At 64.8% G+C, this 12,838-nt stretch carries 12 protein-coding genes; 8 read left to right on the top strand and 4 right to left on the bottom strand.

What is annotated here, in order from left to right:
• Window positions 1–156 precede the first annotated feature (156 nt).
• The 3 genes from EOA27_RS05095 (at window position 157) to ppa (ending at window position 2,178) form a co-directional block, all read left to right on the top strand.
• Window positions 157–795 carry a TPM domain-containing protein gene (locus tag EOA27_RS05095; RefSeq protein WP_126080515.1) on the top strand — a complete coding sequence of 213 codons (639 nt, stop codon included), beginning with the start codon at window positions 157–159 and terminating at the stop codon, window positions 793–795.
• A 216-nt stretch (window positions 796–1,011) separates the two neighbouring features.
• Window positions 1,012–1,521, top strand: coding sequence for a GNAT family N-acetyltransferase (locus EOA27_RS05090; RefSeq protein ID WP_040991512.1), 510 nt, complete (start codon window positions 1,012–1,014; stop codon window positions 1,519–1,521).
• A gap of 123 nt (window positions 1,522–1,644) precedes the next feature.
• Entirely contained in the window at window positions 1,645–2,178 is a 534-nt protein-coding gene (gene ppa / locus EOA27_RS05085) for an inorganic diphosphatase (protein WP_126063718.1), read from the top strand.
• A gap of 42 nt (window positions 2,179–2,220) precedes the next feature.
• Here ppa and EOA27_RS05080 read toward each other — a convergent pair whose 3' ends face one another.
• From EOA27_RS05080 to EOA27_RS05065, 4 genes are read right to left on the bottom strand one after another with little or no spacing between them, the layout of a single operon-like run.
• On the bottom strand, window positions 2,221–3,168 hold the full coding sequence (locus EOA27_RS05080) for an ABC transporter permease (RefSeq protein WP_126080514.1): 948 nt from the start codon (window positions 3,166–3,168) through the stop codon (window positions 2,221–2,223).
• A 2-nt stretch (window positions 3,169–3,170) separates the two neighbouring features.
• The gene (locus EOA27_RS05075; protein ID WP_189343312.1) at window positions 3,171–4,148 is read right to left on the bottom strand and encodes an ABC transporter permease; all 978 of its coding nucleotides are present in this window, start codon (window positions 4,146–4,148) and stop codon (window positions 3,171–3,173) included.
• 1 nt (window position 4,149) lies between these two features.
• The gene (locus EOA27_RS05070) at window positions 4,150–5,613 is read right to left on the bottom strand and encodes a sugar ABC transporter ATP-binding protein (protein WP_126080512.1); all 1,464 of its coding nucleotides are present in this window, start codon (window positions 5,611–5,613) and stop codon (window positions 4,150–4,152) included.
• A gap of 49 nt (window positions 5,614–5,662) precedes the next feature.
• Window positions 5,663–6,676, bottom strand: coding sequence for an ABC transporter substrate-binding protein (locus EOA27_RS05065; protein WP_126080511.1), 1,014 nt, complete (start codon window positions 6,674–6,676; stop codon window positions 5,663–5,665).
• A 197-nt stretch (window positions 6,677–6,873) separates the two neighbouring features.
• Between EOA27_RS05065 and EOA27_RS05060 the strand changes: the two genes are divergently transcribed.
• The 5 genes from EOA27_RS05060 to EOA27_RS05040 form a co-directional block, all read left to right on the top strand.
• A complete protein-coding gene (locus tag EOA27_RS05060) occupies window positions 6,874–9,291 on the top strand; it encodes a glucan 1,4-alpha-glucosidase (RefSeq protein ID WP_126080510.1) in 2,418 nt (805 codons plus the stop codon).
• A 33-nt stretch (window positions 9,292–9,324) separates the two neighbouring features.
• Window positions 9,325–10,338, top strand: a complete 1,014-nt coding sequence (gnd, locus tag EOA27_RS05055) for a phosphogluconate dehydrogenase (NAD(+)-dependent, decarboxylating) (protein WP_126080509.1) — start codon at window positions 9,325–9,327, stop codon at window positions 10,336–10,338.
• A 13-nt stretch (window positions 10,339–10,351) separates the two neighbouring features.
• A complete protein-coding gene (zwf, locus tag EOA27_RS05050; protein ID WP_126080508.1) occupies window positions 10,352–11,728 on the top strand; it encodes a glucose-6-phosphate dehydrogenase in 1,377 nt (458 codons plus the stop codon).
• An 18-nt stretch (window positions 11,729–11,746) separates the two neighbouring features.
• Window positions 11,747–12,451: an ROK family protein gene (locus EOA27_RS05045; RefSeq protein WP_126080507.1), complete on the top strand. Its 705-nt coding sequence runs from the start codon at window positions 11,747–11,749 to the stop codon at window positions 12,449–12,451.
• 206 nt (window positions 12,452–12,657) lie between these two features.
• On the top strand, window positions 12,658–12,838 hold a 181-nt coding region (locus tag EOA27_RS05040), incomplete at its 3' end, for a MucR family transcriptional regulator (protein ID WP_189561961.1).

Genomic DNA, 12,838 nt, shown 5'->3' with positions numbered 1-12,838 from the left:
TTCGATCAGAACCGGCGTTCTTCCTCGGGCGGCTGGTCGTCTGGGGGCGGCGGCTGGTCGTCAGGCGGCGGTGGCTGGTCCTCGGGCGGCGGCGGATTTTCCGGCGGCGGCGGTTCGTCCGGCGGCGGCGGCTCTTCGGGAAGCTGGTGAGGCACCATGGCAACGCGACCGATCAGCGCCGAGGACCATGACCGCATCGCCGAGGCGATCCGCACGGCCGAATTGAAGACCGACGGCGAGATCTACTGTGTCGTCGCTCGCGCCAGCGAGGGCTACTTCTTTCCGGCCGCTTTCACAACGACGATCGGCCTGTTCATCGCCAGCCTCGCCGTCGCCTACGGGCTGGAGGGCTTGTGGCTGACCATCCGGCTGCCGCATTTCGTGCTGGCGCAACTGCTGGCGTTCGCCTCGGCGCTTGCCTTGCTCTGGCTCCTGCCCGCCTTGCGCATTCATTTCGTACCGCGAAGGCTGCGCTATCAGGCCGCGCACGCCAACGCGATGAAGCAGTTCCTGGCGCGCAACGTCCACCGTACGAGCGCGCGCACCGGCGTGCTCATCTTCGTCTCCATCGCCGAGCGATATGCCGAGGTCGTTGCCGATTCCGGCATCGACGCCAAGGTCGGCCAGCATGTCTGGGACGGCGTTGTGCGCGACCTGACCAAACATGCCGGCGACAACCGGCTGGCCGACGGCTTCGTCAAAGCTGTCGCCACGGTTGGCGCCGTGCTCGCCGAGCATTTCCCGGTCACCGAAGGCGACGCCAACGAGCTCGACGATCATCTCGTCGAGATCTGACCAGAGCATGATGCCGAAAAGCGTGAAGCGGTTTTCGGATGACATCATGCTCTATCTCTTGGATCTAGAGACGGATTCAGATTTCAGGTCGAACAGACCCGAAATCATCCGGCTCTAGGCCTCGTCGGCGGATGCACCTTCCGCCTGTGCGAAAGCGTCGAGGCGTGTTGGCGGACTCTTTGCAATCGCCCGATGCGGGTTTATGGTTAACCAATCATGAACACGCTGACCATCGACATCCGGAAGGCAGAGCCGCGCGACGCGAGCGCCATCGCCGAGGTGCACCAGCAGGCTTGGCGCGGCGCCTATTCCGGCATCATCCCGCACCGCACGCTGACCTCGATGATCAACCGCCGCGGCGTCGACTGGTGGGCCAACGCGATTCGCCGCGCCGCCACCGTGCTGGTTGTCGAGATCGGCGGGACCGTCGCCGGCTATGCGACGATCGGCAAGAACCGCGCCCGCGAGCTCAGGCAGCAGGGCGAGATCTACGAGCTCTATCTGCGGCCCGAATATCAGGGCATCGGGCTGGGCAGCCGCCTGTTCAAGGCAGCCAAGGCCAGGCTTGCCGACCACGGCCTGCGCGGCCTTGTGGTGTGGGCGCTGGAAGACAATCACAACGCCCTGGCCTTCTATGCCGGCAATGGCGGCCGCGATATCGCCGAAGGCGTCGAGGTCTTCGAGCAGAAGGCGCTGAAGAAGGTCGCTTTCGTCTGGAACGACTAGCATCGGCTAGGTTACAGCCCATCACAAACTGTGCGCTTTCATTAGCATTCAGCACCAATCGCCGCATTGCACCATGACGCGTCCCCCGCTATCGGTCTTTTCAATCGAAAGAGGGATTTAGCCATGCGTATCGAAGCCGTGCCGATCGGGAAGAACCCGCCCGACGACATCAACGTCATCATCGAGGTGCCGATCGGCGGCGAGCCGATCAAATACGAGATGGACAAGGAGGCCGGCACCTTGTTCGTCGACCGCTTCCTGCACACCTCCATGCGCTATCCCGGCAATTACGGCTTTGTGCCGCACACACTGTCGGGCGACGGCGACCCGATCGATGTTCTGGTCTGCAACACCCGCGCGCTGGTGCCGGGCTGCGTCATCAATGTGCGGCCGATCGGTGTGCTGATCATGGAAGACAATGCCGGCCAGGACGAGAAGGTGATCGCCGTCCCCTCGCCCAAGCTGACGCTGCGCTACGAGAACGTCACCGAATACACGCATCTGCCGGAAATCACGCGACAGCAGGTGCAGCACTTCTTCGAGCACTACAAGGATCTCGAGCCCGGCAAATGGGTCAAGATCGAGGGCTGGCACGATTCCAAATACGCCAAGAAGATGATCGTCGACGCGATCGCGCGGGCAAAGGCAGCGAAATAGCGCGAACCGCTTGCCTCATCGGGAGATGGCCGGCGGAAGCTGTTACCGCACGGCCTTCTCGCCGCCGGCCGCGGTGATCACCCCGACGATGATCAGCCCGGTCAGCACCAGCCGCACGCCGGCGCTGACGCCGAATGTGTTGAGCATGGTGAGCAGCAGCACCAGGAACAGGCCGGCGCCCCAGACGCCCGGCACGTTCGCCTTGCCGCCGGCGACCGAGGTGCCGCCGATGACGACGACCGCGATCGAGGCGAGCAGGTATTCGTTGCCGATATCGACATTGGCGCCGCGGAAGTAACCGGCGAGCAGCGCCCCGTCGATGCCGCCCAGCGCCCCGCACAGCGTGTAGGTGAGGAAGCGGATGCGGCCGACATGGACGCCGGCCAACCAGGCGGCGCGGATGTTCTGGCCGATCGCCAGCACCGAGCGGCCGTAGATCATGCGCTGCAGCGCAAGTGCGGCGCCGATCGTGAACAGCACAGTCAGCATCGCCAGCACGGGTATGCCCAGCACCTGCCAATTTGTGAAGTCGGCGAAGCCCGGCGGCGGCTTGATCTGCAGGCCGCGGCCGTAGCTGATGTCGACCGACTGGATGATGAAGCTCGCTGACAGCGTCGCGATGATCGGCGGGATGCGCAGCGCCCAGATCAAGAGATAGTTGATGACACCGATCGCCGCCCCGCAGGCAAGTGCGGCAAGCAGCCCGACGACGATCATCGAATCGCTGCCGCCCATCACCTTCATGGCGACCGCGCTGGCCAGGCCGATATTGGCCGGCAGCGACAGGTCGACATTGCCGGGTCCCAGCGTGATGACGAACATCTGGCCGACGCCGACGATGACGGTGAACACGGCGAGCGACAGCGCCGCCGTGACCATGCCGCCGGCGCCATAGCCGCCGGTGAAGGCGACGGTCGCCAGCCAGACGACGAGCGCGCCGGCGAAGGACCAGATCCAGGGTTTTTCAAGCAGCATCCGCACCGAGGTCATCGCTACCGCTCCCTGCGGCTGATCAGCACGCGCGCCGCCAGCACGATGATCAGGATCGCGCCATTGGCGGCGACCTGCCAGTCGGGCGGGATGTGCATGAAGGTCAAAAGCGGCGAGGCCGCGAGCGCCAGCGTCAAAGCGCCGAGCACCGCCCCGATCGGCGACACGCGGCCGCCCACGAACTCGCCGCCGCCGAGGATGACGCCGGCGATCGAGAGCAGCGTGTAGCCATTGCCGATATTGGCGTCGGCCGACGTAGTGATGCCGATCAGCGCCATGCCCGACAGAACGCCGAACACGCCGGTCAGCGCGAACAGCACGATCTTTGTCTTGAGCAGCGACCAGCCGGCGCGCCTCAGCGCCGCGGCATTGCCGCCGGAGCCGCGCAGGATGACACCATAGGAGGTGCGCATCAGGCCGAAATGCACGACTGCGGCGATGATCAGCGCGGCGAGGATCGGGAACGGGATATAAGGTGGCTTGAAGGACATGATCGAAAGCAGCCAGTCCGGCGCCTTGCCGCCGGGCTTGGGCAGGACGAGGATGGCAAGCCCCTGCCAGACGAAGCTCATGCCGAGCGTCACCACGATCGACGGCAGATTGCGCAGGTAAATGAGCGCGCCGAGCAAGGCATAAACGCCGATCGAGCCGAGCAGCACGACAATGCCGATGAGCGGCGCGTCCCGCAGCCAGGTCGCGGTGACGCAGCCGACGAAACCGACGAATGTGCCAATCGAGAGATCCAGCTCGTTGCCGGCAATGACGAACATCTGCGCGATCGTCGCCAGCGCGATCGGGATCGCCAGATTAAGCATCAGGTTGAAGCCGAAATAGCTGATGGCGCGCGGGTTGAGCCAGGCGATCGCCATCAGCACCAGCGCCAGCGACAAGGCCGGCAAAAGGCCGCGCAGCAGGCGCGCCCTGGCGGCGCTGCCGCGTGGCGAGGATCTTGGGGTCGTGCCGGGAGCGATCGCGGTCATGTCAGGCCGCATCGCCGAACGAGGACTGGATGATCTTCTCCTCCGTCAGCTCGTCGCGGCCGAGATTGGCGACGATGCGACCGTTCTTGAAGACATAGACATGGTCGCAATTGTCGAGCTCTTCGGTCTCGGTCGTGTACCAGAGGAAGGTGCGGCCCTTGGCGGCTTCCTCGCGCACGAGGTCGTAGACTTCCAGCTTGGTGCCGATATCGACGCCGCGCATCGGGTCGTCCATCAGCACGATCTCGGCGTCGGAGCCGAGCGCGCGGGCAAACAGCGCCTTCTGCTGGTTGCCGCCCGACAGCGAATAGATGTTGTTGTTCATGTCCGGCGTGCGGATGCCGATCTTCTTCTTCCAGAATTCGGCGAGCTCCGCCTCGCGCTGCGGCGAGATCAGCAGGCCGTTGCGCAGCTTGGCCAGCGAGCGGATGCCGATATTCTGCGCGATCGACCATTGCGAAAAGATGCCGTCCGATTGGCGGTCGCCCGCGACCAGCGCCACGGGCGCCGTCACCTCGATGCCAGTCCTGGCGCGGGCGGCCGCCGAGAAGATCGCCAGCAAAAGGTCGGTCTGGCCATGGCCGGCAAGCCCGGCGAGGCCGATGATCTCGCCGGCCCGGGCGACAAGCTCCTTGCCGTCCTGCTGCCTCGCCGGGCGCGCCCGCACCTTGAGCGCGCCAGGCTCGGTCTTGCGGACCTCGGCGGCGGCCTTCTGATGCCCTTCGGCGCCACCCATGGCGGCGACGAGCTTGTCGCGGTCGAAGGCATCGGCGGCATCGGCCGCGACCACCTTGCCGTCGCGCATCACCACGATGCGGTCGGCGTTCTGCAGCACCTCGCCCAGCACATGCGAGATCAGGATGCAGCTGCCGCCCTGCTCGACGAAGCGGCGAACGAAGGAAAGCAACTGGCCTGCGGTGTGCGCGTCGAGCGACGAGGTCGGTTCGTCGAGGATGACCAGATGCAGCGGCTCGCGGGTCAGCGTGAAGGCGCGCGCCACCTCGACCATCTGCCGCCTTCCGATCGAGAGGTCGCCGGCAATGTCGTCCGCCGAAATGCCATGATCCGGGAAAATCTCGTCGAGCTTGGCGCGGATGAGATCGGCCGCCCTGCGCCGCCAGCCGAAACCGGCGAGCGAGGGATGATTGATACGCGTGTTCTCGGCGATGCTGAGGTTGGGGCAGAGCGACAGTTCCTGGAACACGCAGCGGATGCCGAGTTCCAGCGCGCGCGCCACGGAATAGCTGGCCTCTTCGTCGCCGCGCACCGCGATCTGTCCGCCATCCGGCCGCAGCGTGCCGGCCACCATATGCATGAGCGTCGACTTGCCGGCGCCGTTATGCCCGACCAGCCCGACGCATTCGCCGGCGCCGACATGGAAGTCGACGCCGTTAAGAGCCCGAACGGCGCCGAAATGCTTTTCGGCGCCGTTCAGCCTGACAATGTCGGTGTTTGCCTTGAGCATGCTCAACGATACCCGGCTGGCGATGCGGACGGCAATGCACCCACCGCTGTTACTTGATGTTGGCCTTGATCGCCGCGATAGCCTCTTCCTGCGTGTATTCGTGCGTGGCGACGCCGCCTTCCTTGATCTTCGGCAGCGCGGCCTCGAAATCATCCTGGGTGAAAGCGAGATAGGGCACCAGGAGGTCGTGCGGAATGTCCTTGCGTCCGTCGAGCACCTGCTGCGCCACCCAGAAGGCCAGCGTCGACACGCCGGGCGCGATCGAGGCCGACCAGGTCTTGTAGCCGTCCTTCTCCTTCTGCTCCTTCCACCACTTTAGCTCGTCCTGGCGGTTGCCCATGATGATGGTCGGGCGCGGCTTGTTGGCGGCTGCGAAGGCTTGCGCCGCGCCATAGCCGTCGCCACCCTGGTCGACGATGCCGACGACGTCGGGGAGCGAAGGCAGGATGGTCGCCACCGCTTTCTGCGCCGTCGTCTGGTCCCAGTCGCCGGTCACGGAGCCGACGATCTTGAACTCGGGATGAGCGGCTACGCCCTCGAGGATGCCTGCATGGATGGCGTCGTCGATCGAGGTGCCGGCCAGACCGCGGATTTCCAGCAGATTGCCGCCCTTGGGCTGGAACTTGGCCATCTGCTCGACTTCCTGCTTGCCCATGTCCTTGAAGTCGACGACGACCCGATAGGCGCAAGGCTCGGTCACGATGCCGTCAAAGGAGACGACGACGATGTTGGCATCGCAGGCCTGCTTGATGGCGCCGTTCAGCGCGTCGGGCGAGGCAGCGTTGATGACGATGGCGTCATAGCCCTGCAGGATCAGGTTCTGCACCTGCGCCGCCTGGGTCGGCACCTCCTTGTCGGCGGTGGTGAAGACATCCGCCGCGGCGACGAACTTGTCCTCGACCGCCTTCTTGGTGACGATGCCGTAGCTGTCGAGCATCGCCTGGCGCCACGAATTGCCGGCGTAATTGTTGGAAAAGGCGATCTTCTTGCCGCTGGTGTCGGCAAGCGCGGTGCCCGAGGCGAGCATCGCCGCGAACGCACTCAATACGAGCAGTTTCTTCATGTCGGTTCCTCCCGAGGTTGCTGATCTTGACGAATGGCCGTGACGTGTAGCGCCTGTTTTTTATCTATTGTCAGACAAATTTCGAGGAACTGCAAGCTGTCAACGGCAAAGCTTGATGGGCAACCGATCAACTTGCGGTGCGACGATTGAAAAGCCTCCCGCTGATGGTCTAGGAACGCGGCAGAAGAGAGGTTTGGATGGCAGTAACGCCGACCGTTGCCAAAGGCGCGCCCGGGATTCCGGCGCGCTGGACATCAAGCGCCAAGAGCGGCGTCGGCACCGCCCTTTCGGCAAGGAGCCCGCTCTGGTTCACCACCAGTCACGGCATCCTGAATGAGATTTACTATCCGCGCCTCGAAAGCGCCTGCACGCGCGACCTGGGGCTGATCGTCACCGGTCCGGACGGCTATTTTTCCGAAGAGAAGCGCGATGCGGCCCATGCCGTCGAACCGTTCGAGGACGGGGTGCCTGGCTACCGACTGACCAACACCGCATCCGACGGCGCGTACAAAATCGAGAAGCGAATCGTTACGGATTCGAAACGACCTGTCCTGCTCCAGGAAACAAGTTTGACCGCGATCAAGGGCCAGGCCGCCGACTATCGCGTCTACGCGCTGCTCGCGCCGCATCTCGTCAATGCCGGCATGGGCAACACCGCCTGGATCGGCGAGCATAAGGGGGAGCGTCTTCTGTTCGCCACCGGTCGCGGCGTCTCGCTGGCGCTTGCTTCATCCTTGCCCTGGGGCGCCTGCTCGGCCGGCTATGTCGGCTTTTCCGACGGCTGGCGGCAACTGCACGACAGCTGCGCGCTCGATCCTTCCTGTCATACGGCGGAAGACGGCAATGTCGCGCTCACCGGCGAGATCGGCTTTTCGGCCGGCAAGACGGTTGCGCTGCTGGCGCTCGGCTTCGGCGCTTCGCCGGAGGAAGCCGCCGACCTTGCGCTTGCGAGCCTGAAACAGGGTTTCGAGCCGGCCGCGGAAACCTATGTCGACAATTGGCGGACATTCCAGGCAAGGTTGGAAAAACTCGACCGTGACGGCGCCTCCGGTTTGAACACCTATCGCGCCAGCACGGCGGTGCTGGCGACACATCTGTCGATCGCCAGGCCCGGCGCCGCCGTCGCCAGCCTGTCGATCCCCTGGGGCTTTAACAAGGGCGACGACGACCTCGGCGGCTACCACCTCATCTGGCCGCGCGACCTGGTCGAGACGGCGGGCGGCTTCCTTGCCGCCAGCGACGGCAGGCAGGCGCTGCAGATCCTCGCCTATCTGCGCTCGATCCAGCAACCGGACGGCCACTGGCCGCAGAATGTCTGGTCCGACGGCACCGCCTATTGGCCGGGCATCCAGATGGACGAATGCGCCTTTCCGCTGCTGCTCGCCGACGCTCTGCGCCGCGCCGGCCATCTGCCGAAGCCGAAACTCGCCGACTTCCTGGCCATGATCGAGAATGCGGCCGCCTATGTCGTGCGCAACGGCCCGGTCACCGGCGAGGACCGCTGGGAGGAGGATGCCGGCTACAGCCCGTTCACCCTGGCTGTCGAGATAGCGGGGCTGCTCGCCGCCGCCGACATGCTCGATGCCTGCGGAAAAAATGAGCCGGCAAACTATCTGCGCCAGACCGCCGATTGCTGGAACGACCAGATCGAGCGCTGGACCTATGTGACCGGCACGGAGGCGGGCGCCAAAGCGGGTGTCGAAGGCTACTATGTCCGCATCGCCCCGCCCGACGATGGCGGCGCCGCCTCGCCGAAGGACGGCTTCGTGCCGATCAAGAACCGGCCGCCGGCCGATACCGACGAGCCGGCGGAAGCCATCATCAGCCCGGACGCTTTGGCGCTGGTGCGTTTCGGCCTCAGAGCCGCGGACGACCCGCGCATCCTGAACACCGTCAAGGCGATCGACGCCGAGCTGCGCTGCGACCTGCCGCAAGGGCCGCTCTGGTACCGCTATAGCGGCGACGGCTATGGCGAGCATGAGGACGGCGCGCCCTTCGACGGCACCGGCCAGGGACGGCCATGGCCGTTGCTTGCCGGCGAGCGCGCCCATTACGAGCTGGCCGCCGGCCGCAAGGACAAGGCGGCGCAGTTGCTGGAGAGTTTCGAACGCTCGGCGGGCGTGGGCGGCCTTCTGCCCGAACAGGTCTGGGATCGCCCCGACATGCCTGACCGCGAGCTGTGGCTGGGCAAGCCGTCCGGTAGCGCCATGCCGCTGGTCTGGGCGCATGCCGAGCACATCAAGCTATTGCGCTCGCTGCGCGACGGCGCCGTCTTCGACCTGCCGCCGCAGGGCGTCGAACGCTACATCAAGGGCAAGACGGTCTCGCCGCTGCGGACATGGCGCTTCAACAACAAGATCCGCTCCATCCCCGCCGGCAAGCTGTTGCGCGTCGAATTGTCGGCGCCTGGCGTCGTCCATTGGAGCAGCGACAAATGGCTGACGGTGCAGGACAGCAGGACGGTCGAAAATGCGTTCGGCATCCATCTGGTGGATTTGCCCGTTAACCGCCTGCAACCGGGAACCACCATCGTCTTCACTTTTTTCTGGCCGGAAGCGATGCGTTGGGAGAATGTCGACTTCACCGTCGCGATCGACCAACCAAACGGCCAGTGAATTCTTCTTTCCTCAAGCAATCGGGATGAAACCATGCAGATCGGAATGATGGGGCTGGGCAGGATGGGCGCCAATATGGTGCGGCGTCTGATGCGCGACGGCCATGAATGCGTCGTCTACGATATCAATTCGGCAAGCGTCGCCGGCATGGTCAAGGACGGCGCCGTGGGCGCCGCCTCGCTGGAAGAGTTCGTCGGCAAGCTCGCCAAGCCGCGCTGCGCCTGGCTGATGCTTCCGGCCGCGATCACCGGCAGGATCGTCGACCAGGTGGCGGCGCTGATGGAGCCGGGCGACATCATCATCGATGGCGGCAATTCCTACTACCACGATGCCGTCGACCTAGCGGCAAAGCTGGCGGTGAAGGGCATCAACTTCGTCGATGTCGGCACCAGCGGCGGCGTCTGGGGCCTTGAACGCGGCTACTGCCTGATGATCGGCGGCCCGGACGACGCGGTGAAGCATCTCGATTCGGTCTTCGCCACGCTGGCGCCGGGCGCCGACGCGGGCGCCAATCCTTCGAAGGCCGATGGAACGGCGGCTTTCGGCTATCTGCATTGCGGCCCCAGCGGCGCCGGCCACTTCGTCAAGATGGTGCATAACGGCATCGAATATGGCGTCATGGCCGCCTATGCCGAGGGCATGAACATCCTGAAATCGGCCAATGCCGGCAAAAGGCAGCGCACCGCCGATGCAGAGACGAGCCCGCTCGAAAACCCGCAGTACTACCAGTTCGATATCGACCTGCCCCAGGTCGCCGAAGTCTGGCGGCATGGCAGCGTCATCGGTTCCTGGCTGCTCGATCTCACCGCCGGCGCGCTGAAGAGCGATCCGGCGCTCGCCCAGTTCGGCGGTCGCGTCTCCGACTCCGGCGAGGGACGCTGGACGCTGAAGGCGGCGATCGACACCGGCGTCCCGGCCCCGGTTCTGTCCTCGGCGCTGTTCGACCGCTTCTCCTCGCAAGGCGAATCGCAATTCGCCGACAAGCTCCTGTCCGCCATGCGCTATGCCTTCGGCGGCCATGTCGAAAAGCCCAAGACCGGCGCGTGAGGGGAGAGACGGCATGAGCCAGGAGAGGTCCGACACGCTGGTGCTTTTCGGAGCGACCGGCGACCTTGCGCACAAGAAAATATTCCCGGCGCTCTACCAGATGGTCGCCAAGGGAACGTTGGCCGAGCCGGTGATCGGCGTTGCCTTCGACCCTTGGGAGCTGCCCAAGCTGGTCGACCGCGCCCGCGACGGCATCGTCACCGCGCTGGGCGGCATCGACGACATGGTCTTTGCCAAGCTCGCCTCGCAGCTGCGCTATGTCAGCGGCGACTACCGCGACGGCGCCACCTTCGAGAAGCTGAGGACGGCGCTGGGTCCGGCGCAACACCCGCTGCACTATATGGCCGTGCCGCCGACGATGTTCGAGACCGTCGTGCAGGGGTTGGAGCAGTCCGGCACCGCGCGCGGCGCGCGGCTGATGATCGAAAAACCCTTCGGCCACGATCTGCAGTCGGCGCGCTGGCTGAACCGGGTGCTGCATCTGGTGTTCGACGAGCAGTCGATCTTCCGCATCGACCACTATCTTGGCAAGGAGGCGATCCAGAACCTGCTCTATTTCCGCTTCGCCAACTCCTTCCTCGAGCCGATCTGGAACCGCAACTTCGTCGAGAGCGTGCAGATCACCATGGCCGAGGATTTCGGCATCGAGGGCCGCGGCAAATTCTATGACGATGTCGGCTGCATCCGCGACGTGATCGAGAACCATTTGCTCAACATCCTGCTTCTGCTCGCCATGGAGCCGCCGGTCGGCCGCTCGGCCGACGACCTGATCGACGAGAAGGTGCAGGTGCTGCGCGCGATCCGCACGCTGACCAGGGACGACGTCGTGCGCGGCCAGTTCGACGGCTATCTGGCCGAGCCGGGCGTCAGGCCCAACTCGCCGGTCGAGACCTTCGCCGCGGTGCGCTTCTTCGTCGACACCTGGCGCTGGCGCGACGTGCCCTTCTTCATCCGCGCCGGCAAGAACATGCCGGTGCACGCCACCGAGGTGATCGTGCGGCTGAAGCGGCCGCCGCTCGACGTCTTCGATCCGATCAAGCCGGACGACGCCAATTACGTGCGCTTCCGCATCGACCCGCAGGTGGCGATCTCGATCGGCGCGCAGCGCAAGAGGGCCGGCGACGACATGATCGGCGAGCAGGTGGAGCTCACCGCGCTCGACGACTCCAAGGGCGACATGCCGCCTTACGAAAGGCTGATCGGCGACGCCATGAACGGCAATGGCCAGCTGTTCACGCGCCAGGACGCCGCCGAGCTTGCCTGGCGCATCGTCGGCCCGGTGCTCGGCGACACAACGCCGCCGGCGATCTATGCGCCCAAGACCTGGGGGCCGGCCGATGCCATGAAAGGTTTCGGCCCGCCCGATGGCTGGATCAATCCGACCAGATAATTTCCGGGGAGGAGGGAGATGGCGAAGGCAGCAAAGACCGCCGCGAAGGGCAGCGATCCGATCGTGCTCAGCATCGATGTCGGCGGCTCGCATGTGAAGATCCTCACCAGCGCCGGCGGCGAGATGCGCCGCTTTCCGTCCGGCCCGAGCCTGACCCCCGACCAGGTCGTCGCTTCGGTCGGGAAACTGGCGGAGGGCCTGACCTACGACTTGATCTCGATGGGCTTTCCCGGCCCTGTAAGGGACAACAAGCCCTCGCTCGATCCCTTCAATCTCGGCAAGGGCTGGGACGGCTATGATTTCACCGCCTCCTTCGGCAAGCCGGTGAAACTCGTCAACGACGCCTTGATGCAGGCGATCGGCAGCTATGACGGAGGCCGCATGCTGTTCCTCGGCCTCGGCACGGGCCTGGGCGCCGCCATGATCATCAGGAATGTCGGCCAGCCGATGGAGCTTGCCCATCTGCCTTACAAGAAGGGCGCGACTTTCGAGGATTATGTCGGCGAGCGCGGCCTGGTGAAGCACGGGAAGAAGAAGTGGCGCAAATACGTTTTCGACGTCGTGGGCAGGCTTCGGGCCGCCTTGCAGCCGGACTATGTCGTGATCGGCGGCGGCAATGTCGACAAGCTCGATGAATTGCCTGAAAAATCCCGGCGCGGCGACAACACTCGCGCTTTCGAGGGTGGATTTCGTCTATGGTGCGACAAGGCGCTGATCGTCTGATATAGTTACATTTCAGTATAATTGTTCAAAACAGCGTGTATTGATGCGACAAACGTTGCGTCGCGCAGATTTGCCGACTAGGAATTCGCCGGCCTGCGGCCCCTGCGGCTTTCGAATTCGCCAACAACGCTGGCAGCGCTTTGAGATTACACACCGCGAAAGCCGGATCGGTTTCGCGGCCTTGCGGTAGGAAATGGAGGGACTACGTGGACGAAGACACCAGCACAGCCAAGGAAGTCGATCTGCTCGAGCTCACCGCTCACATCGTTTCGGCCTATGTCGCGAAAAACCGCCTGCCCGCTTCGGACCTGGGCGGTCTGATCGCCAGCGTCGCCTCGTCGATCGGCGGGGTCAGCCAGCCGGAACCCGCGGCGCCCCCGCCGACCC

This window comes from Mesorhizobium sp. M2A.F.Ca.ET.037.01.1.1 (genome assembly GCF_003998075.1).
Classification (GTDB): Bacteria; Pseudomonadota; Alphaproteobacteria; order Rhizobiales; family Rhizobiaceae; genus Mesorhizobium.
Note: the sequence above shows the minus strand (reverse complement) of the source record. Positions and strands in the feature narration are given on the sequence as shown.